Below are 26,002 nucleotides of genomic sequence, written 5' to 3'. Positions count from 1 at the left end.
CCAAGCCTTGGGGGCACCAACTCCTCAGGTGGCGCTGGCTGTTTCGCCGACCGCGGAGACCCGGGCCGGCGCCGGACGCAGCGTGAAGCGGCGCCGGTCGAAGTCCCAGAATCGGTAGATCGGCCACTGCACGGTGTGCGTCAGCCAGGCGCCGACGATGACGGCCCGGTGAAAGGGCTGCACCTGGTAACCCTGCTCGGTGATGGTGCGCAACCCCGTCAATTGGAAGCGCCACCAGTCGCGCGGCCCGGTTCTGCGGCGGCGGGACGAGGTTTCGACCCGCATGTCCGTCAGCTGATCGATGCGCAGCCCGCGTTTGGTCAGGCACAACGCCAGATCCAGATCCTCGGCGACGTCCGCTCTCGTCGTGGTCTCGGCCCGCACCGTGCGCCACGCGGACCGGCGGATGGCCATGTTCGGGCCGTGCATGTTGCCCACCGGCCCGCCCAGCTTGCCGCGCCGATCCTGCAGGTACAGGCCGAGTTTCAAGAAGAAGCCGATGGGCGAGTCGTGATAGGTGGTGATGCCGGTGACCGCGGCGGTGTCCGGATGCTCGGTCAGGTTGTGCCGGATGACCTCGCCCCAGTCCGGCGCGACCAGGGTGTCCGCGTCGGTGCGGGCGAGGAAATCGCCTCGGGCCCGGTCGAATCCGGCGTTGCGGGCGGCGGGGATGCCGCGGGTCGGTTCCTCGATGAGGGCGACCTCCGGGTGGTCGACCGCGTAGTCGCGCACGATCTGGCGGGTGTCGTCCTGACTACCGTTGTCGACGACGATGATCTCGTCGATCGCGTCCTGGGCGACCAGTCGGTCCAGCGTGCGCTCGATGCACTTCGCTTCGTTCAGTGCGGGTATCACGACGGACAAAACCGTCGCTGTCGATGTGTTCGTCATAGTGGTCCTGCTCCCACATTTCGCTCATGGGCAGCCGAAAACCCCGGCGCTGCGGCCGGTTTTCACTGCTGCGGGCGCGCGTCAGCGCGCGGTGGCGGCTCGGCCGGGCCCGGTCATCGACGGTGACGCCGGTCCGAAGACGGCAGTCCGGCCACTATCGCGTGGTGTGCCAAGTGATTGCACGACGATCGTGGTTACTACCGATCTCGTACGTGTGAATACCCCATTCCCCCCATAGTGATCATCGAGTTCGGACCCTACTCGCTCGAATCGATCCCCGCAGCCCGTTCCGCCCCCGGCGGTTAGGGCCTGTCGCAAAGTCCCATCCGGCGCCTCCGGGGGGCTGGATCCGGCCGGACTTTGCGACAGGCCCTAGGTCCAGAAGCGCGTCAGATAACTACCGAAGCGCGACCAATTCGACGGCACCCCAGACACTTCGAACAACGCGTACACCGCGTCGAAGAAGACCTGATTGATGGCGGGCGTGAACAGCAGCGCGAACAAGATCAGCATGCCGAACGGTTTGAACTGATCGAGCGAGCGCCTGGTCTGGTAGCTGAGCGAGGGCTCGAGTATTCCGTAGCCGTCGAGTCCCGGCAGCGGGATCAGGTTCAGCAGCGTCGCGGTGATCTGCAAGAACGCCAGGAAGCTCAGCCCGAACCAGAACGCGGGATGCGCTGCGGCACTGCCGAACAGCTGCACGATCACCAACAGCAGCACCGCGCAGAGCGCGTTCACCGCAGGGCCCGCACCGCTGATTATCCGCTGCGTGCGTGGCGAGAAGTTGTGCGTGTGTACGTAAACCGCGCCGCCCGGTAAACCGATGCCGCCCAATGCGATGAATACGATCGGCAGCACGATCGACAGCAGTGGATGGCTGTACTTCAACGGATTCAGCGTGAGATACCCACGCAATTCGACCTCGTGGTCACCCGCGCGCCAAGCCATGAAAGCGTGCGCGAATTCGTGCAGGCACAGCGTGATGATCCAGCCGAACACCACGAGCACGAACACGCCGACCTTGGCCCGGGTGGAGTCCACCTCGGCATCCCAGGCCAGCGCGCCGCCGACGATGGTGATGACGACGACGAGCAGAAAGATCGGGCTCGGCCGCACCGCGCGCGACCGCCGGTCGGCGGCGAAGGGGGAGCTCATCGGACCAGCAACCAGGGCTCGTGGTGCCGATAGAAACTCGACCGGGGCACCGTGCGGTCGCTGCGGACACCGTCGCGCGTCACCACCGCGCCCGGCGTGCCGAGCTGGGCGGCGCGCCCCTCGATCCAGCGGCGCTTGCGCATGCCCCGCTGCGTGGTGGCCCGCACGCCGGGCTGGTGCAGCATCGGCGACACGAGCATCGCCGCGACCTTGCCGGAGAACAGTTGCACGTCGTCCACGTAGGCCTCGCCCTCCAGCTTCGCCGCGTCGACACCGGTGATCTTGGCCCGCCCGACCAGCACCTGCCCGGTGTCGTCCCGGATCAGCGGCACCTCGGTGGCCCGGCCGTCGATGGCCCGCTTGGCGGCGGCATTGCCGGTCCCGGTCTGATAGGCGCGGGAACCGTAGGTCTTGTCGACCGGCACGTAGCCGATCTCCACGTGCAGCCGTTCGGTGCGCATCAGGTGGGTGAGCACCGTGGCGAGCGCGGCGTCGTCACCGAGCACGATGAGGCGCGGCAGGCTGTCGGCCGCGAGCACGGGCAGCAGCTCGTCGATCTCGGTGGTATCGGGGATGGCGGCCGTCGAACTGCTCGGCAGCGCCGCGAGGGCGATAGGTACCGGTGCGCCGTCGCAACGGAGAACGTGGGTACTCAAACTGCCGTACACCCTCCTCGGTTCGAGCCGACACGCCGTCGGACCCTTCGCCACTTCCGCCGACCCCAGCCCGGTTCCGACGGCTGCAACCATAGCCCTGCCGGGCTCCGGCCACATGGTTGTCGCGCCCGCGGCGGGAGCTCGACGCCGCCAATCACACTACGACGAGATCCGGTCCGACGTCGCTGACGACGCGTCTACTAGACTGTGCTCCCGGCCACCGCCTCGATACGGCAGGTAGCTGCAACACTGGTGTTTACCCGCCCCGCCGGCTCGACCGGCTGCCAGCTCCCGGGTGTTGCACGTCGAACCGTAGGAGACAAGACAATGCCGGCAATCGTCCTGATCGGCGCCCAGTGGGGCGACGAGGGTAAGGGCAAAGCGACCGATCTACTCGGTGGCCGGGTGCAATGGGTGGTCCGATACCAGGGTGGCAACAACGCCGGCCACACCGTGGTGCTGCCCAGCGGTGACAATTTCGCGCTGCACCTGATCCCGTCCGGCATTCTCACCCCGGGCGTGACGAACGTCATCGGCAACGGTGTCGTGGTCGATCCCGGTGTGCTGCTCGACGAGCTGGCCGGACTGGAGGAGCGCGGCGTCGACACCTCGGGCCTGCTGCTCTCCGCCGACGCGCACCTGATCATGCCGTACCACGTGGCCATCGATAAGGTCACCGAACGCTTCCTCGGCAACAACAAGATCGGCACCACCGGTCGCGGCATCGGCCCCTGCTACCAGGACAAGGTCGCCAGGGTCGGCGTGCGGGTGGCCGACGTGCTCGACGAGAAGATCCTCACCCAGAAGGTCGAGGCCGCGCTGGAGTTCAAGAACCAGGTGCTGGTCAAGATCTACAACCGGCGTGCGCTGGACCCGCAGCAGGTGGTGGACGAGGTGCTGGCGCAGGCCGAGGGCTTCAAGCACCGCATCGCCGACACCCGGCTGAAGCTGAACGTGGCCCTGGAGAACGGCGAGACCGTGCTGCTCGAGGGTTCGCAGGGCACGCTGCTCGACGTGGACCACGGCACCTACCCGTACGTGACGTCGTCCAACCCGACCTCGGGTGGCGCGGCGGTCGGCGCGGGCGTCGGGCCGAACAAGATCACCGCGGTGCTCGGCATCCTCAAGTGCTACACCACCCGCGTCGGCTCCGGCCCCTTCCCGACCGAGCTGTTCGACGAGTTCGGCGCGTACCTGGCCAAGACCGGCGGCGAGGTCGGCGTCACCACCGGCCGGGCCCGGCGGTGCGGCTGGTTCGACGCGGTGATCGCCCGCTACGCCACCCGCGTCAACGGCATCACCGACTACTTCCTCACCAAGTTGGACGTGCTGTCCAGCCTGGAGACGGTGCCGATCTGCGTTGCCTACGACGTAGACGGCGAGCGGGTCGAGCAGATGCCGACCACCCAGACCGGGTTCCACCACGCGAAGCCGATCTACGAGGAGATGCCCGGCTGGTGGGAGGACATCTCCCAGGCCCGCACCTTCGAGGAGCTGCCCGCCAACGCCCAGGCGTACGTGCTGCGGCTGGAGGAACTGTCCGGCGCCCGCATCTCCTGCATCGGTGTCGGACCGGGTCGCGATCAGACCATCGTCCGGCACGACGTGCTCGGCTGAGACCGGAAAGTTATAGTCCGGCTGAATGATTGCCGCTGTTCATCGTTCGATCTCTACGATCATGGTCGGTAGCGAACTACAGTAAGAGTCATGGCTCGGAACTGGCCGATGATCGAGCGTGTGACCGAGTTCGAGGCGATCCGCGCGGCCCTCACCGGCACGGAACATGTCGGCGCGGTACTCACCGGCGATGCCGGCGTCGGCAAGACAACACTGGCCAGACAGGCAACGGCCGCCGTCGGCGGCAATATCCGCTGGGTCGCGGGCACCGAATCGGCGCGCAGCATCCCGCTCGGGGTGTTCGCGCATATGGTCGGCGTCTATACGGCGCACGACCCGGTGACGTTCATGTCCGCGGCGCGTGAGGCGCTGCTCGCGGACGGGCACACCATCATCGGGGTCGACGACGCGCATCTGCTCGATCAGTTGTCGGCGACGCTGCTCTTGCAGCTGGCCATCGATAAGGCGGCGCACATCGTGGCCACCGTGCGCAGCGGGGTGCAGGTGCCCGACGCGGTGACCTCGCTGTGGAAAGACGGCCACCTGCTGCGCATCGACCTGAACCCGTTCACCCAGCGGCAGAGTGTCGACCTGGTCGAGTCGATGCTGGGCGGGCAGCTCGAAGGTTTCACCGCCAACCTGATGTGGGAGTCCTCCGGCGGAAACGCGCTGTTCCTAAGGCATTTGGTGGAGGGCGCGCTGGAGGCGGGCTCGCTGCGCCAGGTGAACGGCGTGTGGCAGCTGCGCGGGCGCGCCGCGGTCACCTCGGAACTGGCTGCGCTGCTGGAGGATCGGGTCGAGCAGCTGCCCGAGGACGTGCTGCACGTACTGGAACTGCTCACCTTCTGCGAGCCGATCGACCTCGACGTGCTGTCCGAACTGGCCGGTGAGGAGGCGGTGGAGTCCGCCGAAACCCGTGGTGTGATCCGGGTTGTCGAGAATTCGCACCAGCTGACCGTGCGCTATAACCATCCGCTGTTCGGCGAGGTGATCCGGCGCAGGCTCGGCATCGCCTCGGCCCGCAGGCTGCGCGGCAGGCTGTACTCCTCGCTCAAGGAACGGCCGATCAACTCCGCCGCCGACCGCATCCGGCTCGCCGAATTGGCTTTGGACAGTGACAAATCCGCCGATCTGGAGCTGTTCGAGGCGGCCGCCGCCGATGCCATCGGGCTGGCGAATCTGCCGCTGGGCGAACGCTTCGCCAGGGCGGCGGTGGAGCGGCGCGGTGGTGTCGAAGCCGCCGACCTGCTCGCGCGCGCTCTGCTGTGGCAGGGCCATCGCATCGAGGCCGAACGCATGCTGGCCACCTTCGATCCCGACCAGCTCACCGAGGTGCAGGTGGCACGTTGGGGTAGCACGCGGGTGGCGAATCTGTTGTGGGCCATGGGGGACGCCGACCGGGCCGACGAGGTGCTGACGCTGATCCGCGGCAAAGTCGCGCATCCGAAGTTCGTGGCCATGCTCGACGGGCTGGCGTCCGCGTGCGCGGTCAACGAGAACCGGATCGACGCCGCGCTCACCGAGGCGGAGAAGGTCATGTCGATGAAAGGCGCACCGCCGTGGGCGGTCTGGTGGGCGTCCTTCGGCGGCGGGCTCGCGCTGACCCTGATGGGCCGGGGCGAGGCCGCCCTGCAATACGCGGCCCGTGGCCATGAGGTGGAGAGCGACATCGACGGGATGAACCGTTTCATGTCGACGCACGCCGAGGTACTCGCACTGTTCCTGACCGGTGATCTCGAGGCCGCCAGGCTGTGCGCCGCAGCGTATTTCGGCTATTCCGCGCCCGGCCAGTACTTGGCCTGGGGTATGTCCAAGATTTTGCAGGGCACCGTCGACGTGGCGCAGGGGCACTTCCCGGACGGCATCGAAAATCTGGAGCAGGCACTGGCCGCCCTCGCCGCAGAAGGCGCGGCGGCGTGGATGTTCCCCGCGAGAATCCGTCTCGCCGAGGCCTATTCGGCGCTGGGACGGTCCGCCGAGGCGGCCGAGTCGATCGGCGAGGCGACCGCGCGCGGCGGCAGGCACAGTGCCGTCTACGAACCGCAGCTCGAAATCGCCCGCGCCTGGCAGGCCGCCGCGGAAGGCACCGTCACCCCGGCCATCCGGCTCGCGATGAGCGCGGCCGACGCGGCCGCCCGCTCGAACCAGCACGCGATCGAGGCCATGGCGTTGCACGCCGCGGCCCGCTTCGGCGACCACTCCGCGGCCGGGCGGCTCGCCGACCTCGCCGCGAAGGTGGACGGCAGGCTGGTGCAGGTGCAGGCCAAACACGCGGTCGCCCTCGCCGCCCACGACGGACCCGGATTGGACGCCGCCGCAGCCGAATTCGAGCGGATCGGGGTGCTGCTTTCCGCCGCCGACGCGGCCGCCCAGGCGGCTTCGGCGCACGAGCGCGCGGGCGATCGCCGCCGCCTGCTGGAGTCCGCCGCCGCGGCCAACCGGCTGGCCGCGGCCTGCGGTGGTGCCAGCACGCCCGCGCTGCGGCAGGCGGCCCAGCCGCTGCCGCTCACCGCTCGCGAACGCGAGATCGCCAATCTTGTTGCGGCAGGGCTGTCCAACCGGCAGATCGCGGACCGCCTCACCGTTTCGGTCCGCACCGTGGAGGGGCATCTCTACCGCGCCTGCATCAAGATGGACGTCACCGATCGCGAGTCGCTCGGCGCGCTGATGCGGGGCGAATCCTCCTCCAGCTGAGCGGAGTACGTGGCGCGTGAGTGCCACACCATGGACTGCTCGTGCGTTGCCGTAGCCATGTGCCGGGTCGAAAGCGGCATGGCTGAAAGCGGCGAATGGCTATCTGCGGCAAATCGGACATTTAGCGGAGTGTTGCCTGGTCATCCCCGATAAATCCAGCTGCTTCCCGACTTGACAGCATCCGATCAGCTACGGATAGGGTGCGAGCGCGCAGTACGCGGGGACGTGCTGGCTGACCCAACCTGATGGTGGTGCTTCGACGTGGCTCGTCGGTATCGAAAACTGAACACTCCGGCGACCCGGCGTAGCTTGCGTCCGATCGTCGGCGCCCTGCCGCTGGCCATCGCGGTCGCCTGCGCGGGTGCGGCGGTCGCCGATCCCGGCCCGTCCACGCAGCCGGGCGTGACCACCCCGAGCACGCCGAGCACTCCGGTCGTGCCCGAGCGTTCGCCCAGCCAGCCCGGCGTCACCACCCCGAATCAGCAGGGTGCCGTCGGCCCGAAGCCCGACCCCGCCGACGGGCAGAGTCTCAAAAACGCCCGTCCGGTCCCCACACCGGAACCGGCACCGCCGATCCAACCGCAGCAGTTGCACGCCCCGGAGCCGGTCGAGCCCGTCGCACCCATCGCGCCACCGCCGCGCACCCTGCGCATCGGTGATCTGACCAGCCCGGTCCCGGACGAGGTTCCCAACGATCTCCTCGACGGCGTCAACGGCACCGCCGCCGGCGTCGAGGCCGCCATCGCCACCGGCGGCCGCTCCATCGGCATCAACCCGTCCCGCTCCGACAAGATCGCCGCCGCAACTGCGGCCGGTGCCGTCGGCGGCGCACTGGGCGGTGCCGCGCTCGCAGGCATCCCGGCCGCCGTGGTCGGCGGTGTCGGCGGCGCGGCCATCGGCGCCGGTGTCGGTGCGGGCATCGGCTTCGCGATCGGCGTCGCGGGCACGGCCGCCGGCGGTGCGATCGCGGCCGCCGCCGCGGGCATCCCGACCGGTGGCGTCGGCGCGCTGCCCGCGATCGGCGCAGCCTTCGTCGCGGCTTGGCCGGTCGCCGCGGCAACCACGGGGGCCGGTGCCGCGATCGGTGCGGGTGTCGGCGCTGCTGCGGGTGCCGCAGTCCTGGGCATCCCGGCCGCGGTGGCCGGTGGTGTGGCCGGCGGCATCTTGGGTGGCAGCGCGGGCGCTGGTTTCGGCGCTACTGCCTGACGGGGCCGCGCCGAACGGAGCTGGTGCCCGGCGAAGTTCCCGGCGTTTGCTGTCGCGATTCCCGGCGCGGGAAGGTGGCAACCCGCGGACCGGCGCACCGAGTCCGGCGCTCGACGCGCATGATGGCCGGTCGGCGGCGGGTCCGGCGTAGGGAGGCGACCTGCCGGGTCAGCGAACCCCGACCGACGCGATGAGGCACCTGTTGGCCGTCTGTCGCCGAATCGGCGTGTCCGTGGCTGGGCTACCTGCTCGTCAGTTGGCGTTCTCCGCTGCGCCGGTGAGGAATTCGCCTGCCGGTGGCGCGAGCAGGCTGATCTTCGGGAGGTGTCTGAGCTTCGCTACTTCCTGGAACTCGGCGTCGGGGAGGACGGCGGCGATCGCCCTGGCGGCCTTGCGGAGCAGGAAGTCGCTCTTGCCGCCCGCGATCACCAGCGTTTGCGCCTTGACTGCGGCCCAGTCCGCGGCGCGCAGTGGTTCGCCGCGGGTGAACTCGCCCATCACGGCCCAGTCGTGTGGGGTGGAGTTCGCGGTGGCGAGCAGGTGCTTCCACAACGGCGCGAAACGCAGGACGGTGACGAGCGTGCGCGGGATGCCCATCGCCTTGGTCAGGTAGAAGCGGGCCGTTTCGGCGCGCCGGCCGGCGGCGACCAGTTGATGCAGCGTCGCCTCCAGGTCGGCGGCGGGCATGAACCCCGCGCGGTCCACGATGAACGGCGGCTCGAAGGCGACCACCTTGGTGATCCCGAGAATGCGCCCGGAACCGGCGGCCCGCAGCGCGAGCCCGGCGCCGGAGGACCAGCCGAACAGCATCGCGGACCCGCCCGCCACCTCGACCAGGGCCGCGAGGTCGTCGATCTCGCGCTCGACGTCGTAACCGCCGGACGCGGCAGTGCTGTCGCCGCGACCGCGCCGGTCGTAATTGAGAACGGTGAGGCCGTATTGCTCGTTCAGTGCCGCCGCCAGCTCGACCATGGTGGGCAACTTCCGGTAACCGAAGGCCCCGCCGATGAGGATCACCGTTCCGGCATGGCCGTCGTGGCGGTCGTACGCGATCACGGTCCCGTCGGCGGAGGTCACGGTCTCCACAACAGTCTCACTTTCGAGAGGAGGTCGGCCAACGGTGCGTTGGGGGCGTACCTGTTCAGACGGTGCCGAGGGTGTGGATTCATCGACGGCAGCGGCGACCGACCCAACCCGCGAAGTCTGTGATGCTGCTCACTATGCCGTCAAGGCGTCTGGCAGGCCCGTGAACGTTATTTACGGAAAGCGCTGCGGAGTAGCTGGTACCAGGCCTCGGGCACCGAGCCTGCCACCGATGCGCACGAGAATCACCCGCTCAGAACAGGGTTGGTTCCCCGAAGCCCGGCGTGCGTTCGATTTCCAGCAGGTGCTGCTTGGTGGTGACGCCACCGGGCGCGGAGAAACCGGTGAGCGCGTTGTCCGCGGCGAGCACCCGGTGGCACGGGATGATGAGGGGAATCGGATTGCGGCCCAACGCTTGTCCGACGGCTTGCGCGGCACCGGGCGCGCCGATGCGATCGGCCACCTGGCCGTAGGTGAGGGTGCGCCCGGGATCGATGTCGCGGGTCACCTCGTACACCGCGCGGTGGAACTCCGGAATTCCGCTGGTGTCCAAGGGGATCCAGCGCAGATCGTCGAGTTCACCGGCCAGGTGGGCACGGATGCCTGCGATGGCGTCGGCGATCACACCGTTGGGAGTCTCTTCGCGGACCTCGTTGTCCGGCAGGCCGGCGCGGCGGCGCGTGATGCGCGCACGGGTGGCGGCGGGGCTGGCCTCGGGGAGCTGGAACCGGATCACGGTCGTGGCGCTCCACGCGATCGCACAGATGCCGATCGCGGTATCGAAGAGTGTTGCCTCGGCGGACAGGCAACGGGGGTCGGTCATGCTGTCAGTGTGCACGGTGGGGCTGACACAGTTCGAGATATCAGTCCAGTTTTGCTCAACTGGCCTTGCTGTCGAGGGTGTCCTGCTCCGACACGAGCCGGCGCACGCCGCGCTCGGGTTTCCGTGTCCCACCGGCACTGTGTGCGACGGTCCGCCGAGACCTCCAGGCGTACTGGTCGATCGGGGTTTCCTTCGACGGCGTGGCCGCCGGTTCGCGGACAACCGGCGACTCCGAACGTTGCGCCGGAACGGCTTTCGCCGTGGTATCGGTGGTTTCCCGCACGACCGACGGCACGTCGTCCGGCATGTCGCTGCGCCCGTAGATGGCGGCCAGATCCGCGTAGCGCCGGTGGGCGTCGTAATACGAAGGGGTCCAGTCGGACATGGGAGTGCGCGGGTGGAACCGTTCCATTCGGAACGCGCGCTCGGCACCCTTCGGTAAATAGCGGTAGACCGCGTAGCCGAAGGCGGCGACGACGAGGAAAGCGGCGAATGTGGTCATGATGCCAGCCTGCGCCCGACTGGCCTTGCTTTAAATATCCACTCCCTCGATACTGGACCTTATGGCGACGAGAGTGATCGGAGCGGGCACGCTGGCTCGCGACCTTGGCCGGTGGCGGAATGTGGACGAGGACGGCGAGACCGAGTCGTCCCGCCGGTCCGCGCGTCCGGCGTATCTCGCACTCGCCGAGGGCATTCGGCTGCTGATCCATGACGGTCGCGCCCCGCTCGGCGTCGCGCTGCCGAGCGAACGCGACCTCGCGGCCACCCTCGGGGTCAGCCGCACCACGATCACCTCCACCTACTCGCTGCTGCGCGAGAACGGCTACCTGATCAGCCGCCAGGGTTCGCGCAGCACCGTCGCCCTGCCGCGGGACGTGCAGCACGACGGCAGCAAGCCCGCGCGCAGCATCCTGGCGATGATGGCGGCCTCCGAACTGCCGACCATCGACATGACCTACGCCGCCATGGCCGCGCCGCTGGAGATGCAGGAGGCGTATTCGGTTGCGCTGGAGGGCCTTCCGGCTTACCTCGGTACGCACGGCATGGATCCGGTCGGCGTGCTCGCGCTGCGCGAGGCGATCGCCCGCCGCTTCACTCAGCGTGGCCTGCCCACCGAACCGGACCAGATCCTGGTCACTTTGGGCGCCCAGCACGGTCTGCGGCTGCTGCTGAACGTGCTCACCGCACCTGCGGCCCGGGTGCTCATCGATCACCCCACCTACCCCAACGCGATCGAGGCGATCCGTGACGTCGGCGCACGGCCGGTGCCGGTGCCGCTGCGCCCCGAGCATCCGGACAAGGGCTGGGACCTCGACGGAATCCGCAGTGCCGCAAGGCAAACCGCCGCCACCCTGGCCTACCTGGTACCCGACTTCAACAACCCGACCGGCCTGCTGCTCGACGCGGAGGGTCGCGCCGAACTGGCCGCCATCGCCAGGGAAACCCGGATGACCGTGGTGATCGACGAGTCGATGGGCGATCTGCACCTCGCCGACGGGGTGCAGCAGCCGCCGGTCGCCGCCTTCGCCAAGGGCAACGAGATCGTCACCATCGGCTCGGCGTCCAAGTCGTTCTGGGGTGGCCTGCGGGTCGGCTGGATCCGCACGAACCAGCCGTTGATCACCAAGCTGCTCGGCATCCGCTCCACCGTCGACCTCGGCACCCCGGTGATGGACCAGCTGGCCACCGTCCATCTGCTGGCCAACGCGGACACCATCCTGGACCGGCGCCGCGATCAGCTACGTGCGCAACGGGCGGCACTGCTGGACGCGGTGGCCGAAGAACTGCCGGACTGGCGCCTCCTGCACGGCGCGGGCGGCATGTCGGTGTGGGCGCAACTACCGGCACCGGTGTCCACCGCACTGGCCGCCACCGCGCCCAACCACGGCGTATTGCTTGCCGCCGGACCGAGATTCGGCGTGCAAGGCGCGTTCGAGCGCTTCATCCGCCTGCCCTTCACCCATCAGGAGCCGGAACTCCGCTTGGGGGTCAAGGCGATTGCCGCCGCCTACGACGCGCTGACGCCGCGCGCCGCCGACCCGCTCCAGCCGTTGACTTGCTACTGATGCGAGGCGCTGACTCCGCACGCCGCCCTCGGTGCGATCGTCGTCGGCTACTGAAGTCGTTGCGTCGCAACAGTTGACCGGGTGTCGCCGCTTGTTTGTAGGCGAGCGTGGCCGAGACTGCTTGTCGCCGAGGTCTACTGGCGTCGCCCGGTACCTACGCCACTCAGCAGCGTGTCGATAACACGACCAGCGAGGGCATCCGGGTCGGCGTTGCCGTCCAGTTCGGCGTTGCCGTGCACGGTCTCGTTGATCAGCGCGAGGTAGACCCGCCGCACCCAGGTCGGGTCGGCGTCGGCTGCGATGAAGCCGTCCGCACGCGCTCTGGCAAGCACCGCATCGCATTTCGCGAAGACATCGGCCTGGAGTTCGGCGACCTCGGGGTCGGTGCTGTCCACGCGGTCGAGTGCGTAGGACGCCCCGTACTTGATCTCGATGACATTGGCGGTGGCCTGATGCAGCGCGACCAGTGGTGGCGCGGTCCGCGGCCGTGCGGCATCGACCGCGGCCGCGATGCGCCGCCATGCGGCCACCGCCATGCTGCGCACCAGGTCCTCGCGATTGGCGAAGCGTCGGTGCACGGTGGTGCGGGCGACGCCCGCGGCCTCCGCGATCTGCTCGAGCGTCGCGTTGGGGTGCTCGCTCAGCACGCGCTCCGCGGCCTCCAGGATGGCGCGGACGGTGCGCTCGGCATCGGCGCGCAGCGGGCGCGCGGAAGTGGGCGACATGGGTGCTCCGTTCGCTGAGATCTGCCGAGATACTACACGCGAGCTGCGTCTTTTCTTATAGATGCAACATTGATGTTGCATTTACTGAAGATAAGGCTACTCTGATGTTGCATCACATCGAAGGAGCTCGAAATGACCCGTACTGGAAAAACCGCCCTCATCACCGGCGCCTCGTCCGGCATCGGCGCCGAGTTCGCCGCCGCCTTGGCGGCCCGCGGCGACGACCTCGTCCTGGTCGCCCGCACGCTGCCGCGCCTGGAATCCCTTGCCGCGCAACTACGCCAGCGCCACGACGGCCGAGTGGAGGTCATCGCGCAGGACCTCACCGAGCCCGACGCCGCCGCGCGGGTGCTGGATGAGCTTGCCGCACGGGGACTCTCGGTCGACCTGTTGATCAACAACGCGGGCTTCGGCAGCGCGGGCCGCTTCGAGGACCTCGGCGTCGACAGCGAGCACGATCAGTTGATGGTCAATGTCGTTGCGCTGGCCGGGCTTACCCGCCGCCTCATCCCGGGCATGCTCGAACGCGGCAGCGGTGAAATCGTCAATGTCGCTTCGACCGCGGCCTTTCAACCGTCGCCCTACTTCGCGACCTACTCCTCCGGCAAGGCCTTCGTGCTGAACTTCAGCCTGTCGTTGTGGAGCGAATACCGCGGCCGCGGCATCAAAGTGCTCGCCGTCTGCCCCGGCCCGACCGAGACGCCGTTCTTCGACACCGTCGGTACCCGCGATGCCGCCCTCGGCCGAATGGGCAGCGCCGCAGCGGTTGTCGAGTCCACGCTGCGCGCGCTCGAACGCAACAGGGGCTACGTCGTGCCCGGCGCGTCGAACTTTGCCGCCGCACACCTGATGCCCCGTCGCCCGCGCACCCTGGTGGCGCGCATCGCCAAGCTCGTCACCCGCGGACTGTCCGACGGCGGCCGCCCGATCAGCCCCGCGCTTTCCTCGGCCACCGCCTGAGCGCACGAAAAGGCCCCGGGGGTGTGCCCCGGGGCCTCGGTCGAAGCGAGAAGTCAGTTCGCCCAAACGGATTCGATCGGCGTCGCCTCGCTGGGCGGCGGGGTGGGGATGCCGTTGGGCGTGCGCGAGAACCGCGGCGCCGGCGCATGCTGGGTGATGTTGTCGACCTCGATCAGCGAACCCCGGGCCGCGATGTGCTCGTTGCGGGTGGCTTCCTCGAAGGTGAGGACAGGGGAGACGCAGGCGTCGGTGCCGACGAAGATCTCCGCCCACTCGTCGCGGGTCTTGGTCAGGAAGCGTTCCGTGAACAGCTTTTTCAGCGTTTCCTGACCCGCCGGATCGAGCTGGTACGGCAGGCCCTCGGGATTGATGTCGAGACCGGCCAGCAACTGGGCATAGAACTGTGGCTCGATCGAGCCGACCGCCATGTACTTGCCGTCGGCGGTTTCGTAGGTGTCGTAGAACGACATTCCGGTATCGAGCAGGTTCACCCCGCGCTCGTCAGACCACGCGCCGTACCCGCGCATACCCCAGATCATGTGCGAAAGAGCAAGCGCGCCATCGACCATCGCGGCGTCGACGACCTGCCCCTTGCCGGAGGTCTGCCGTTCGACGAGCGCGGCGAGCAGGCCGAACACCAGGAACATCGAGCCGCCGCCGAAGTCGCCGACCATGTTCAGCGGCGGCACCGGGCGCTCGCCCTTGCGGCCGATGGCGTGCAGCACGCCGGTGATGGAGATGTAGTTGATGTCGTGTCCGGCGCGATCGGCCAGCGGGCCTTCCTGGCCCCAGCCGGTCATCCGCCCGTAGACCAGTCGCGGATTGCGCGCGAGCGCCTCGTCCGGGCCGAGCCCCAACCGCTCGGTCACCCCGGGCCGGAAGCCCTCGATGAGCACGTCCGCCTTCTCGATCAGCCCGAGCACCTTCTCGATGTCGGCCGGATCCTTGAGGTTGGCCTCGACGATGGTGCGCCCGCGCTGCTGCGGCCGGTCGAATCCGCCGGGTATCTGGCCGGCCCGCTGGATCCGCACCACGTCGGCGCCCAGATCGGCCAGCAGCAACGCGGCATGCGGACCCGGTCCGATCCCGGCCAGCTCGATGACCCTGATGCCCGCGAGCGGGCCCTTGACGGCGGTGGATGGAGTGCTCACGCCCTACCTCGGTTCGTCGTTGATCCAGCGCACGGCGTCCCGGCGCTCCTCCGGAAGGGGGCCCGGAGGGTGTATTGACAGTATGACAATAACGCCGTGCCTTACGCCGGACGCCCTGCCCTCCGGCCGGCACGGTCGAGGCGCTGTCCGCGAATACCGGTCCACTTACGCTGTCCACGCGGCGTCCGCCGTGCACCGGCTCATCCGGTACGACACAATCCCACCAGCGCACTATTCGCGGGAGCGTCCGGCGAGCCTGCGCGGTGAGGTGGAGTCATGCGGGAGCCCAGCGAGGCACGATCATGAGTGCTGCGGGTGAGGTCGTTGTCGGCCTGGTCATTCTCGTCGGTCTATTGGGCATCATCATCCCGATCCTGCCCGGCGTCATCCTGATCTTCGGCGCGATCGCGGTGTGGGCCTTCATGACCGGCGGCGCGACGGCCTGGACCGTCTTCGCCGTCAGCACGGCCCTGCTCGTCCTGTCCGGCGTCATCAAATACACCTGGCCCGGCCGGAAGATGAAGGACGCGGGCGTGGCCAACCGCTCCCTCGTGCTGGGCGCGGTCCTCGGCATCGTCGGCTTCTTCGTGATCCCGGTGGTCGGCCTGTTCGTCGGCTTCGTGCTCGGCGTCTACCTCTCCGAACTGCACCGCCTGCGTGTCGGTCAGCAAGCCTGGCAGGCAACGGTGCACGCGCTCAAGGGCGTCGGCCTGTCCATGCTCATCGAACTCCTGGGTGCCCTGCTCGCCACCGGCATCTGGGTGGTCGGCGCGATCGCTGCCTAGCTCACTCCCGAGCAGGTTCTCTGCATCGAGTCGTGTTGTCTAGCAGCGCTACTCGATGATGGGCAGCGGAATGGTGTCCACCGCTTCGGGTTTGGGGAGACTGTCGCGGCGGATCGGCAACGTGGGTTGTTCGGCGGAGTACAGCGGCAGCGTGGGCGCCGGGTCGGCAGGCAGAGCGCGGACTCGGGCGGGCAGCCGGTAGAAGGCGCGGGCGTTGTCCTCCAGGACGGCGAACATGTCGGTGCCGACCACATCGCAGATGAGGTCGACGTCGGAGTCGCGGAACGGACGACCCGCGCGGGTGCCGGGCAGGTCGGTGCCGAACATCAGCGCCTCGGGATTGACCGCGTGGATGCGGCGCAGCGTGTCGGCGACGTTCATCGAGACGCGTCCGAAACCCGTCGCCTTGACCTTGGCGCCGCGATCGACCAGATCGAGCAGGAACGGCAGTCCCTCCTCGGACATGCCGAGATGGTCGATGGCGAAGACCGGCAGCTTGGAGATGACCGGCTGCAACGAAGCGAGCATCTGACCGTCGATGTAGACCTCGACGTGCCAGCCGACCAGCTCGTGCGCGCGCAGCGCCTGCAGGGTCATGCCGGTGATGTCGGCGGCGGCGCGCTTGAGGTTGAACCGCAGCCCGCGCACGCCGATGCGGTCCAGCTCGAGAATCTCGTCGTCGGTGGCGTCCAGATCCAGGCGGGTGACGCCGACCCAGCCCTCGCCGAGCTCGGCGAGGGCCGCCTTCAGATACGTCTGATCGGTGCACTGGAACGACCCGCTGACCACGGCACCGCCGCCGACGTCGAAGCGCGCCATGCGCTTTCGATAGTCGGCGATGGTGAAGTGGCCGGGCAGGTAGCCCTCGTTCTCGAACCGCGGGAACCGCGGATCGAAGATGTGGAAATGGGCATCGAACACCTGTACAGAATGCCTCAGTACGCGTCGTTCCGCTGTTACGGACCCAACAAGCGCGTCGGGTCAGACCTTGTGCGGCTCGCTGGCACGCAGCATGTCTTCCCGCTCGACCACCTTGACGCGCTCGCGGCCCTCGGGCTCGCCGAGCGAGCGCTCGTGCGCGTCCAGGCGGTACCAGCCCTGCCAGGTGGTGAACGGAATGCCCTTGCTCTCCAGGAACTCGGTGACCGCGTCCAGCTCCGGCCGCTCGGCCGGGGTGAAGTTCGCGCTGTCGTCGAGCAGGCAGGCCACCGTCTCGTTGGCGTCGCCCTTGGTGTGGCCGATGAGGCCGACCGGGCCGCGCTTGATCCAGCCGGTGACGTAGGTGGCCGGGACGTAGCGGTCGGCGCCGTCGGCGTTCTCGTCGGCGATCACCCGGCCCGCCTCGTTGGGCACGGTGCCGGCCTGGTCGTCGAACGGCAGGTTGGTCAGATTCTGCGACAGGTAGCCGACGGCCCGGTAGACCGCCTGCACGTCCCATTCCTTGAACACGCCGGTGCCCTTGACGTTGCCGGTGCCGTCGAGCTGGGTGCGCTCGGTGCGCAGGCCGACGACCTTGCCCGCCTCGTCGCCGAGGATCTCGGCGGGCGACTCGAAGAAGTGCAGGAACAGCTTGTGCGGCCGGTTGCCGACGTCGCGAATGGCCCACTGCTCCAGCGTGTTTGCGATCATGTCGACCTGCTTGGAGTGGCGGCGCGCGGCCTCGGAGCCCTCGTCGTAGTCGATGTCCTCGGGGTCGACGATGACCTCGATGGTCGGCGAGTGATCCAGTTCGCGCAGCTCCAGCGGGGTGAACTTGGCCTGCGCCGGGCCGCGGCGACCGAACACGTGCACCTCGAGCGCCTTGTTGGCCTTGAGGCCGGCGTAGACGTTCGGCGGGATCTCGGTCGGCAGCAGTTCGTCGCCGGTCTTGGCCAGCACCCGGGCCACGTCGAGCGCGACATTGCCGACGCCGAGCACGGCGACCTTCTCCGCGTCCAGCGGCCAGGTGCGCGGCACGTCCGGGTGGCCGTCGTACCAGGACACGAAGTCGGCCGCGCCGTAGGAGCCGTCCAGCCCGATGCCGGGGATGCCCAGCGCGCGGTCGGCGTTGGCGCCGGTGGAGAAGATGACCGCGTCGTAGAAGGAGCGCAGGTCGTCGAGGGTGATGTCGGTGCCGTAGTCGATGTTGCCGAGCAGGCGCACCTGCGGCTTGTCGAGGACCTTGTGCAGGGCGGTGATGATGCCCTTGATGCGCGGGTGGTCCGGCGCGACGCCGTAGCGGATGAGCCCGAACGGCGCGGGCATGCGCTCGAACAGGTCGATGCTGACCTCGGCATCGGACTTCATCAGGGCGTCGGCGGCGTAGATCCCCGCGGGTCCGGCGCCAACGATGGCGATGCGGAGCGGGCGAGTCGCTGCACTCTGTTCGGTCATCTTTTACGCGCACCCTTTTGGTTGAGAAACAAATACGGCGTCTTCCTTAGCCTAGGCTAAGTTACGCGCTGGCTGGTTGCACCTGACGATGCGGACACCGGAGTTGTCGGCTCGTGGCCATTCCGGTCGCGGCTATGACAGCAGGCCGCAGTCTCGCGATTCTATCGGTGGCGGCGACGGCGGCCTCCGCCGGTGCGTGAACTGAACGGATGCCGCGCGATCCGTTCTGTCCGGCTTACCCGATCTCGCGGTGCTGATTCCGGTGCGGTGCGCCGGACTTCGCCAGGCCTGGCCACGTGCGGCGGGGGCGAGCGCCGGATACACCTGCCGACCAGGGATCATGCTCGTATGAGCAATGAGCAGCAGCCTGCGGAGGACGAAGTCATCAAGGTCGATCAGACCGACAAGCGTTCCGTCGCACCGTTCATCGCGGCCGCCGTCATCGCGGTGCTCGTGCTCGCCGGGATCGTGATCGGCGGGGTGCTGTCGCCCGCTGAGAAAAATGTCACAGAATCCGACTGGATCGCCGCCGCGGTGCGCGGTTTCGTCGAGGGCTCCAACAGCACCGATCTGGTCCCCCCACCAGGCACGGGCTGCCCGGGCTTCGACCCGAAGCGCTCTCCGCTGGTCGGGCGCTCCGGCGGCGGAAAGACCGTGGAAATCACGAAACTCGTCGATCCGAAGGTGGACGGCGATCGCGCGATGGCGACGGTCACCACCAAGGTCGACGGCGACGAGGCGACCTCGACCTGGAATCTGACCCGATCCGGCGACAAATGGCTGGTCTGTAATTGAGCATTCTCATACCGTGAGCAGCCGTTTGACAGGGTGACCCCTGTCGAGGCAATCTCAGCAGAAGGTCATGAGAACCAGTGTCAAGCCCCGGCAATACTGGTCGGCAACCCTCCTCCGCGGTGGGGTGCTCCGGGTGACGACCTGGCCGCGCGTCAAACCCGAGCGCGGCAAGTGCGGATTCTAGGAGGGTCCAGATGAGTTATGCCGGAGACATCACTCCCCAGCAGGCCTGGGAACTGTTGCGAGACAACCCCGAAGCCGTCCTGGTCGACGTGCGCACCGAGGCCGAATGGAAGTTCGTCGGTGTGCCCGACACCAGTTCGATCGAGCGTCCGACGGTACTGATCGAGTGGGTCGACTCGACCGGGACGCGCAACGGTGAGTTCACCGAGCAGCTGGTCAAGGCGCTGGACGGGCACAACCGGGAAGCTCCGGTGGTCTTCCTCTGTCGCTCGGGACAACGCTCCATCGGCGCGGCCATCGCCGCGACGCAGGCCGGTTTCGGCACCTCCTACAACGTGCTCGAGGGCTTCGAAGGCCCGGTCGACGCGAACGGACATCGGGGCGGCAGCGGCTGGCGCGCCCTCGGCTTGCCGTGGCGGCAGTCATGAGCAGCTGCTGTTCGGTGGCCGCGTCGTCGCGGAGCCGCGTCGTCGGGGAGCAGTGGGTCGTCAGGGGGCAGTGGGTCCTCGGGAGGCAGTCATGATCACCGGTGGTGCGTTCGACAAGCCGCTGCCCGAAGGGGTCGGCCCCGCGACGCTCGGCGTGCGCGGGGGCTTGCGGCGCTCCGGTTTCGAGGAAACCTCCGAGGCGCTGTACCTGACCTCCGGCTTCGTCTACGAGAGCGCGGAGGCCGCCGAGGCCGCGTTCACCGGTGACGTCGAGCATTTCGTCTACTCCCGCTACGGCAATCCGACGGTCGCCATGTTCGAGGAGCGGATGCGGTTGCTCGACGGCGCCGAGGCGTGTTTCGCCACCGCGAGCGGAATGTCGGCGGTATTCACCGCTTTGGGCGCGTTGCTCGGCGCCGGTGATCGACTGGTGGCCGCGCGCAGCCTGTTCGGGTCCTGCTTCGTGGTGTGCAACGAGATCCTGCCGCGCTGGGGCGTGGAGACCGTCTTCGTCGACGGCGAGGATCTGGACCAGTGGGAGCAGGCGCTGTCGGTGCCCACCCAGGCGGTGTTCTTCGAGACACCGGCCAACCCGATGCAGACCCTGGTCGACGTGCGCCGGGTCACCGAGCTCGCGCACGCCGCGGGCGCGAAGGTGGTGCTGGACAACGTCTTCGCCACTCCGCTGCTGCAGCGCGGTTTCGAACTGGGTGCCGATGTGGTCGTCTACTCGGGTACCAAGCACATCGACGGCCAGGGCCGGGTGCTCGGCGGCGCCATCCTCGGCGCGAAGGACTACATCGAGGGTCCGGTGAAAACCCTGATGCGCCATACCGGTCCGGCGCTGAGCCCGTTCAACGCGTGGACGCTGCTCAAGGGTTTGGAGACGATGCCGCTGCGGGTGCGCCACTCCACCGAGTCGGCCCTGCGCATCGCCCGCTTCCTGGAGACCAACAAGGCCGTCAGCTGGGTGAAATACCCCTTCCTGGAGTCACATCCGCAGCACGACCTGGCCACCGGCCAGATGAGTGCGGGCGGCACCGTGGTCACCTTCGAACTGAACGCGCCCGCCCACGAGGCCAAGAAGCGCGCCTTCGAAGTGCTCAACCGCCTGCGCATCATCGACATCTCCAACAACCTCGGCGATGCCAAATCCCTGATCACCCACCCCGCCACCACAACTCACCGCGCCATGGGCCCCGAAGGCCGGGCCACCATCGGCCTCTCCGACGGCGTGGTCCGCATCTCCGTCGGCCTGGAGGACGTCGAAGACCTCCTCGCCGACCTCGACCACGCCCTCAGCTAGCCACGAACGGCAAAGGCTCCACCCGCCGCTCGACGGGTGGAGCATTTGTCGTCGATCAGGCCAGGGCGCGCAGGCGCGGGGCCAGGTCGCGCTGGAAGAGGTCGAGGAAGCGGCGCTGGTCGTGGCCGGGGGCGTGGAAGACCAGGTGATTCAGGCCGGCGTCGAGGTAGGGCTTGATGAGGTCGACGGCCTGGTCGGGGTCGCTGGCGACGATCCAGCGCTTGGCGATCTGCTCGATCGGCAGGGCGTCGGCGGCGGCCTCCATCTCGATCGGGTCGGTGATGCTGTGCTTCTGCTCCGGCGTCAGGCTCAGCGGGGCCCAGAAGCGGGTGTTCTCCAGTGCGAGTTCGGGATCGGTGTCGTAGGAGATCTTGATCTCGATCATCCGGTCGATGTCCTCGACGGTGCGGCCCGCCTTGGCGGCGCCCTCGGCGACCGCGGGCATCAGCTTCTCGGTGTAGAGCTCCATGCCCTTGCCGGAGGTGCAGATGAAACCGTCACCCGCGCGGCCCGCATAACGCGCGACCAGCGGTCCGCCCGCCGCCACGTAGACCGGGATGCCGCCCTTGGGCACGTCGTAGATCGACGCGCCGACGGTGTTGTAGTACTCGCCGGCGAAGTCCACGCGGTCGCCGGTCCACAGCGCGCGCATGAGCTCGACCGCCTCGCGCAGCCGGGCGAAACGCTCCTTGAACTCCGGCCATTCGCCCTTGTACCCGGTGGCGATCTCGTTGAGCGCCTCGCCGGTGCCGACACCGAGCATGATCCGGTCCGGGTACAGACAACCCATGGTGGCGAAGGCCTGTGCGATCACGGCCGGGTTGTACCGGAAGGTGGGGGTGAGCACCGAGGTGCCGAGCTGGATCCGCTCGGTGCGCTCGCCGACCGCGGCCATCCAGGCCAGCGAGAACGGCGCGTGCCCGCCCTTGTGCCGCCACGGCTGGAAATGGTCGCTGACCGTGGCACTGTCGAGGCCGTGTTCCTCGGCCAGCACCGCGATCTCCACCAGTTCCCGCGGCCCGAACTGTTCGGCCGACGCCTTGTATCCGAGCTTGAGCTCACCCATGTGCGCCACTCCTGTCGCTTCGCTGCACACCTGCGGTGCGGGCATTCCCGCACCCTTGTCGACCGCCGACACGCTGCGGTCATGTCTCGCTGCAACCACAACGAGGTTGCGGACCTTCCCGCCTTCGGCGATCGTATGCGCCCTGTCCGACGCGCGCACATAGCCGTTTCCGACCCGTGGTCGGCGGCGCCCGCCAGTGTGCGAAGGGTCGCATCGACGCGGACCTCCCCCCGGAACCTCTCCGATAGGCGTACCTCCGCCTTCGCTCCGGCCATGCGCGGTACGGACGGACTCCGTCCGCCTGTGTCCTTAGTGGGACAATTGTCTGGTGACTGACGAACCGATCCTGTCCTATCTGACCGACATGGACGGTGTGCTGGTGCACGAGGATCAACTGGTGCCCGGCGCCGACGAGTTCCTCGCCGAGCTGCGCGCCAACGAGACCCCGTTCCTGGTGCTGACCAACAACTCGATCCGCACCCCGCGCGACCTGCAGGCCAGGCTGCGCCACACCGGCCTCGACATCCCCGAGACGGCGATCTGGACCTCCGCGCTGGCCACCGCCACCTTCCTGGACGAGCAGCGACCCAACGGCACCGCCTACGTGGTCGGCGAATCCGGCCTCACCACCGCGTTGCACGAAATCGGCTACGTGCTCACCGACAGCAACCCCGACTACGTGGTGCTCGGCGAGACCCGCAACTACTCCTTCGAGGCGATCACCACCGCGATCCGGCTGATCGAGCGCGGCGCGAGTTTCATCGCCACCAACCCGGACCCCACCGGCCCGTCCCGCGACGGCTCACTGCCCGCGACCGGTTCGGTCGCGGCGCTGATCACCCGCGCCACCGGCCGCGACCCGTACTACATCGGCAAGCCCAACCCGCTGATGATGCGCTCGGCGCTGCGCCGGATCGGTGCGCACTCGCAGTCCACGGTGATGATCGGCGACCGGATGGACACCGACGTCATCTCCGGGCTGGAGGCGGGTATGCGCACCATCCTGGTCACCACCGGTATCTCCACGCGCGCCTCGGTCGAGGCGTATCCGTATCGGCCGACCATGGTGCTCGACTCCGTGGCCGATCTGGTCGGGCGTACGAAGGAGCCGTTCGCGGACTGATCGCGGGCGCCGACGGGCGCGGGCTGTGCTCTGTCACGCGGCAGGGCATGTCACCCCTGTTCTTCGACGATCGCGTCCAAAGCGGTGGACAGCATGGTGAGCATCTCCACGGTCGCCGCGAGTTGTTCGAGGCCGAGCTCGTCCACCAGCCGCTTGGCCACCACCGCGTGCTGTGGATTGATCCGGCGCACCGCCTCGAGGCCCGCGTCGGTGACCGCGACCAGCTTCGCGCGGCGGTGCGCCGGGTTCGGCCGGTATTCGGCAAGCCCCTTGTCCACCAACAGGTCCGCGATGCGCTGCACGCTCTGCCGGGTGATGCCCATCTCCCGGGCGATGCCCGCCACCGGCAGCGGTTCGGCCAGCACCGCCCCGAGCACCTGCCACCAGGCCGCGGTGAGCCCCGCCGGGCGCGCCAGTTCCTCGGCGATCGCGAGGAACTGACCGTTCAGCCGAAATGACGTGATGGCGGCCGTGGCGAACAGCTCCTGGTCATTCCTGGTCACTTCCACCTCCTGGCGATCCGGCCGTCCGGCCGGATCGCCGCGTGATTCTCCTCCATCAGACGTGCGCGCCCGACTGCTGCTCCTCGTACTCCGCCAGCACCGCCCAGCCCGCCGGATCGGAGTGTCCGTACAAGCGGTACCACCCGTCGAGCACGTGCGGCTCGTACACGCCGAGCCTGCCGAGCGCCGCCTGTGCGAACTCGAACGGTGCGGTGCCACCCGCGGTGATCAGATCGCCATCGGTCACTGCGGCCTCGTCCGAGTAATTGTCGACCCCCGCGTATCCGCTGTAGAGCAGGAATTCCCGAACATTGCTGGTGTGCTTGCGCGTATCGAGCAGACCTTCCCTCGCCAGCCCGAGCGTCGCCCCGCAGATCGCCGCGACCGGAACTCCCGCGTCGAGGAACTCACGGGCCTTGCGCGCGAACGGCATGAGTTCCTCGCCGTCCCAGGTGTCGGCGCCGGCCAGGATCAGCATCGAGCTCTCGGCGGGCGTGAGATCGGCCAGTGCCATGTCCGGCACGATGCGCATCCCGCCGAGCGTGGTGATCGGATCAGTGGTCAGCCCAACCGTTTTGGTCTGCCAGGTGCCCGGCTCCCGCTGCCAGGTGGTCCGGTTGATGTGCGCCGTGGTCGCGCCGATCTCCCAGTCGGAGAAGGTGTCGTAAACGGCTACGTGAACTGTCTTCGTGGTCATGACAGTATCCTGTCATGTTTGACAGCATGCTGTCAATAGGTCGAGCGGTCCGACATTAAGCTGGAAGCATGCGGATCTCGGTTGCTGCGGACGAACGCGTCGGAGTGGCGCGGGAACTGATCGAAGAGCTCATCCGGCGCGGACACGAAACGCTGCCGCACGGCGCCCTCGCGGAGACCGAACGGGACGACTGGGCCTGGGCCAGCGAGGCCGCGGCCCGCGACGTCGCCCAGGGCCGCGCCGACCAGGCGATCGTCTGCTGCTGGACCGGCACCGGCGCCTCGATCGCCGCCAACAAGGTCACCGGTGTCCGCGCCGCCCTCTGCGCCGACGCCGAGACGGCAAAAGGCGCACGCCAATGGAACGATGCGAATGTCCTTGCCCTGAGCCTGCGTTCGACCTCCACCGCGGAACTCCAGGAAATCCTCGACGCCTGGTTCACCGGCGCCCCCAGCGCCGAGCCCGACGATCAGGCCAACATCACCCACCTGTCCGCGATCGAGCAGGGCAACCGGCACTGAGCTGATTTCGCGCTCCGGAACCGATCTGACCTGCGGTTGTTTGGTAATGGGCGGTAGCGCTTCTTCGATGAAGTGAGGTGAGTCACCCAATAGATGACTTGCTATCAATCACTCGGAGTATTCGTGCATTACCGCTTCAGCGGTCTCGGTTTTCTTGTCGGTGTGGGTGCGTTCGTCGTGCTCGTCAGTGGCTGCTCGGCTCAGCCGGCGTCGCCATCGCGGACATCCGCAACCTTGCCTGCCACAACAACAATCAGTTCGACGAGTCCGGTCCCGTCCAGCACGACCAGCGTGCCGACCACGACCAGTGCGCCGATCTCGACCACGACCAGTCCACCGGTCACCACCGTCGCGCCCGCCCCGCCGCCCGTAGCGGTGCCGCGTACGACGGTGGCATTGCGCCCGCCACCGCCCGCCCCGGCACCGCCTGCTCCCGCACCGCCGGCGAGCGATCCCGGTTCGGCCTGCGGCCCCGATTCGTACATCAACTCCAGCGGCAACTGCGTCCACAACCCGGTGCAGGCCCCGTCCGCGCCGGCCGGTTCCACCGCGAAGTGCAAGGACGGCACCTACTCGTTCAGCCAGACTCGTCGCGGCACCTGCTCAGGCCACGGCGGCGTCGCGACTTGGCTGTGAGCGGGAGCTACGCGCGGCGGAGGGCGAAGATGCGGAGGTCGCGGGTGGTGCGGTTGCGGTAGGCGGCGTAGGCGCCGGTGATCTCGACGAAGCGGGCGAAGATCGCGTCCTTGGCTTCGGGTTCGACGAGGGTGGCTTCCACGGGGATGCGCTGGCCGGCGATGGCTACGGTGGCGGTGGGGGTGGCCAGCAGGTTGGCGGTCCAGGCGGGGTGGCGTTCCTGGCCGAAGTTGCTGCCGATCACGTACAGCACGTCGCCGTCGTGCACGTAGAGCAGTGGCTGGGTACGCGGTTGACCGGACTTGCGGCCGATGGTGGTCAGCAGGATCACCGGGGCACCGATCGGGCCGAGCACGGTGTACTTGGCGTCGGTGCGCTCGAGCAGGGCACGGTCCAGCGGGGTGATCTTGCGAACGAACCAAGAACCGGGCTTGGTCGCGGCGAACTTGTTTGCTAGTCGGGACAGTACGTTGGTGCGCGAACCCCACTGCCGGTCCGGAAATTGCTCAGCCATGCGCGGACTATATCGGCCGATCGGGGGTGTCCGGGACCCGAG

At 68.3% G+C, this 26,002-nt stretch carries 27 protein-coding genes and 1 riboswitch; of the genes, 12 read left to right on the top strand and 15 right to left on the bottom strand.

The genetic code is table 11. The features are described from left to right. Positions 1-24: 24 nt before the first annotated feature. The 3 genes from IBX18_RS02820 to IBX18_RS02810 all read right to left on the bottom strand — a co-directional run bounded on the left by IBX18_RS02820 (position 25) and on the right by IBX18_RS02810 (position 2,702). A complete protein-coding gene (locus tag IBX18_RS02820) occupies positions 25-891 on the bottom strand; it encodes a glycosyltransferase family 2 protein (protein WP_194832184.1) in 867 nt (288 codons plus the stop codon). Positions 892-1,263: 372 nt separating this feature from the next. Continuing rightward, positions 1,264-2,046: a site-2 protease family protein gene (locus IBX18_RS02815; RefSeq protein WP_147144012.1), complete on the bottom strand. Its 783-nt coding sequence runs from the start codon at positions 2,044-2,046 to the stop codon at positions 1,264-1,266. Beyond that, positions 2,043-2,702 (bottom strand): hypothetical protein, encoded by a 660-nt coding sequence (locus IBX18_RS02810; RefSeq protein ID WP_228540270.1) that lies wholly within the window; start codon positions 2,700-2,702, stop codon positions 2,043-2,045. The genes IBX18_RS02815 and IBX18_RS02810 overlap by 4 nt, the downstream gene beginning before the upstream one ends. Positions 2,703-3,029: 327 nt before the next feature. On the opposite strand from IBX18_RS02810, the gene IBX18_RS02805 reads away from it, so the two are divergent. The 3 genes from IBX18_RS02805 (at position 3,030) to IBX18_RS02795 (ending at position 8,219) form a co-directional block, all read left to right on the top strand. Continuing rightward, positions 3,030-4,319, top strand: a complete 1,290-nt coding sequence (locus IBX18_RS02805; protein WP_135233838.1) for an adenylosuccinate synthase — start codon at positions 3,030-3,032, stop codon at positions 4,317-4,319. A 90-nt stretch (positions 4,320-4,409) separates the two neighbouring features. Further along, a complete protein-coding gene (locus tag IBX18_RS02800) occupies positions 4,410-7,013 on the top strand; it encodes a LuxR family transcriptional regulator (RefSeq protein WP_194832182.1) in 2,604 nt (867 codons plus the stop codon). 261 nt (positions 7,014-7,274) lie between these two features. After that, positions 7,275-8,219, top strand: coding sequence for a hypothetical protein (locus IBX18_RS02795; RefSeq protein WP_194832181.1), 945 nt, complete (start codon positions 7,275-7,277; stop codon positions 8,217-8,219). 252 nt (positions 8,220-8,471) lie between these two features. Here the strand turns inward: IBX18_RS02795 and IBX18_RS02790 are convergent, their stop codons facing one another. From IBX18_RS02790 to IBX18_RS02780, 3 genes are all read right to left on the bottom strand, one after another. Continuing rightward, positions 8,472-9,305 carry an alpha/beta fold hydrolase gene (locus IBX18_RS02790; RefSeq protein ID WP_194832180.1) on the bottom strand — a complete coding sequence of 278 codons (834 nt, stop codon included), beginning with the start codon at positions 9,303-9,305 and terminating at the stop codon, positions 8,472-8,474. A gap of 250 nt (positions 9,306-9,555) precedes the next feature. Continuing rightward, entirely contained in the window at positions 9,556-10,125 is a 570-nt protein-coding gene (locus IBX18_RS02785) for a methylated-DNA--[protein]-cysteine S-methyltransferase (protein WP_194832179.1), read from the bottom strand. 55 nt (positions 10,126-10,180) lie between these two features. After that, on the bottom strand, positions 10,181-10,627 hold the full coding sequence (locus tag IBX18_RS02780; protein ID WP_194832178.1) for a hypothetical protein: 447 nt from the start codon (positions 10,625-10,627) through the stop codon (positions 10,181-10,183). A gap of 61 nt (positions 10,628-10,688) precedes the next feature. Here IBX18_RS02780 and IBX18_RS02775 point away from each other — a divergent pair, with 61 nt between their 5' ends. Then, positions 10,689-12,194, top strand: coding sequence for a PLP-dependent aminotransferase family protein (locus IBX18_RS02775; RefSeq protein ID WP_135233832.1), 1,506 nt, complete (start codon positions 10,689-10,691; stop codon positions 12,192-12,194). Positions 12,195-12,328: 134 nt separating this feature from the next. Here the strand turns inward: IBX18_RS02775 and IBX18_RS02770 are convergent, their stop codons facing one another. Then, on the bottom strand, positions 12,329-12,919 hold the full coding sequence (locus tag IBX18_RS02770) for a TetR/AcrR family transcriptional regulator (protein WP_194832177.1): 591 nt from the start codon (positions 12,917-12,919) through the stop codon (positions 12,329-12,331). A 132-nt stretch (positions 12,920-13,051) separates the two neighbouring features. On the opposite strand from IBX18_RS02770, the gene IBX18_RS02765 reads away from it, so the two are divergent. Further along, positions 13,052-13,879 carry an SDR family oxidoreductase gene (locus tag IBX18_RS02765; protein ID WP_194832176.1) on the top strand — a complete coding sequence of 276 codons (828 nt, stop codon included), beginning with the start codon at positions 13,052-13,054 and terminating at the stop codon, positions 13,877-13,879. A 53-nt stretch (positions 13,880-13,932) separates the two neighbouring features. On the opposite strand, the gene IBX18_RS02760 is transcribed toward IBX18_RS02765, so the two are convergent. After that, positions 13,933-15,030, bottom strand: a complete 1,098-nt coding sequence (locus IBX18_RS02760; protein ID WP_194832175.1) for a CaiB/BaiF CoA-transferase family protein — start codon at positions 15,028-15,030, stop codon at positions 13,933-13,935. Between the two features lie 302 nt (positions 15,031-15,332). Between IBX18_RS02760 and IBX18_RS02755 the strand changes: the two genes are divergently transcribed. After that, a complete protein-coding gene (locus tag IBX18_RS02755) occupies positions 15,333-15,815 on the top strand; it encodes a DUF456 domain-containing protein (RefSeq protein WP_194832174.1) in 483 nt (160 codons plus the stop codon). Between the two features lie 48 nt (positions 15,816-15,863). Here the strand turns inward: IBX18_RS02755 and IBX18_RS02750 are convergent, their stop codons facing one another. Together IBX18_RS02750 and IBX18_RS02745 are read right to left on the bottom strand one after the other, a co-directional pair. Next, positions 15,864-16,736 carry an amidohydrolase gene (locus tag IBX18_RS02750; protein WP_194832173.1) on the bottom strand — a complete coding sequence of 291 codons (873 nt, stop codon included), beginning with the start codon at positions 16,734-16,736 and terminating at the stop codon, positions 15,864-15,866. 60 nt (positions 16,737-16,796) lie between these two features. Beyond that, positions 16,797-18,188, bottom strand: coding sequence for an FAD-dependent oxidoreductase (locus tag IBX18_RS02745; RefSeq protein WP_194832172.1), 1,392 nt, complete (start codon positions 18,186-18,188; stop codon positions 16,797-16,799). Positions 18,189-18,536: 348 nt separating this feature from the next. Here IBX18_RS02745 and IBX18_RS02740 point away from each other — a divergent pair, with 348 nt between their 5' ends. From IBX18_RS02740 to IBX18_RS02730, 3 genes are all read left to right on the top strand, one after another. After that, positions 18,537-18,983 (top strand): hypothetical protein, encoded by a 447-nt coding sequence (locus IBX18_RS02740; protein WP_194832171.1) that lies wholly within the window; start codon positions 18,537-18,539, stop codon positions 18,981-18,983. A gap of 63 nt (positions 18,984-19,046) precedes the next feature. Continuing rightward, positions 19,047-19,163: riboswitch (SAM riboswitch) on the top strand. A gap of 14 nt (positions 19,164-19,177) precedes the next feature. Continuing rightward, entirely contained in the window at positions 19,178-19,594 is a 417-nt protein-coding gene (locus tag IBX18_RS02735) for a rhodanese-like domain-containing protein (protein ID WP_194832170.1), read from the top strand. Positions 19,595-19,685: 91 nt separating this feature from the next. Continuing rightward, positions 19,686-20,900 (top strand): O-succinylhomoserine sulfhydrylase, encoded by a 1,215-nt coding sequence (locus tag IBX18_RS02730; protein ID WP_194832169.1) that lies wholly within the window; start codon positions 19,686-19,688, stop codon positions 20,898-20,900. 55 nt (positions 20,901-20,955) lie between these two features. Here IBX18_RS02730 and fgd read toward each other — a convergent pair whose 3' ends face one another. Beyond that, on the bottom strand, positions 20,956-21,966 hold the full coding sequence (gene fgd / locus IBX18_RS02725) for a glucose-6-phosphate dehydrogenase (coenzyme-F420) (protein ID WP_147142016.1): 1,011 nt from the start codon (positions 21,964-21,966) through the stop codon (positions 20,956-20,958). Positions 21,967-22,330: 364 nt separating this feature from the next. Between fgd and IBX18_RS02720 the strand changes: the two genes are divergently transcribed. Then, positions 22,331-23,089: an HAD-IIA family hydrolase gene (locus IBX18_RS02720; protein ID WP_107661029.1), complete on the top strand. Its 759-nt coding sequence runs from the start codon at positions 22,331-22,333 to the stop codon at positions 23,087-23,089. A gap of 50 nt (positions 23,090-23,139) precedes the next feature. On the opposite strand, the gene IBX18_RS02715 is transcribed toward IBX18_RS02720, so the two are convergent. After that, the gene (locus tag IBX18_RS02715; protein WP_194832168.1) at positions 23,140-23,592 is read right to left on the bottom strand and encodes a MarR family winged helix-turn-helix transcriptional regulator; all 453 of its coding nucleotides are present in this window, start codon (positions 23,590-23,592) and stop codon (positions 23,140-23,142) included. Between the two features lie 55 nt (positions 23,593-23,647). Then, positions 23,648-24,289: a type 1 glutamine amidotransferase family protein gene (locus tag IBX18_RS02710; RefSeq protein WP_194832167.1), complete on the bottom strand. Its 642-nt coding sequence runs from the start codon at positions 24,287-24,289 to the stop codon at positions 23,648-23,650. Positions 24,290-24,357: 68 nt separating this feature from the next. On the opposite strand from IBX18_RS02710, the gene IBX18_RS02705 reads away from it, so the two are divergent. Further along, positions 24,358-24,810, top strand: coding sequence for an RpiB/LacA/LacB family sugar-phosphate isomerase (locus IBX18_RS02705; RefSeq protein ID WP_194832166.1), 453 nt, complete (start codon positions 24,358-24,360; stop codon positions 24,808-24,810). A 200-nt stretch (positions 24,811-25,010) separates the two neighbouring features. Here the strand turns inward: IBX18_RS02705 and IBX18_RS43360 are convergent, their stop codons facing one another. Further along, a complete protein-coding gene (locus IBX18_RS43360; RefSeq protein WP_373889171.1) occupies positions 25,011-25,379 on the bottom strand; it encodes a hypothetical protein in 369 nt (122 codons plus the stop codon). Here IBX18_RS43360 and IBX18_RS43355 point away from each other — a divergent pair. Beyond that, positions 25,327-25,446, top strand: a complete 120-nt coding sequence (locus tag IBX18_RS43355) for a DUF3761 domain-containing protein (protein WP_373889158.1) — start codon at positions 25,327-25,329, stop codon at positions 25,444-25,446. The genes IBX18_RS43360 and IBX18_RS43355 overlap by 53 nt on opposite strands. A gap of 7 nt (positions 25,447-25,453) precedes the next feature. On the opposite strand, the gene IBX18_RS02695 is transcribed toward IBX18_RS43355, so the two are convergent. Next, complete coding sequence (locus IBX18_RS02695) at positions 25,454-25,960, bottom strand: nitroreductase family deazaflavin-dependent oxidoreductase (RefSeq protein WP_194832164.1); 507 nt, start codon at positions 25,958-25,960, stop codon at positions 25,454-25,456. Positions 25,961-26,002 lie beyond the last annotated feature (42 nt).

This window comes from Nocardia sp. XZ_19_369, assembly GCF_015355715.1.
Classification (GTDB): domain Bacteria; phylum Actinomycetota; class Actinomycetes; order Mycobacteriales; family Mycobacteriaceae; genus Nocardia.
This window is presented reverse-complemented; position numbering and strand designations above follow the sequence as displayed.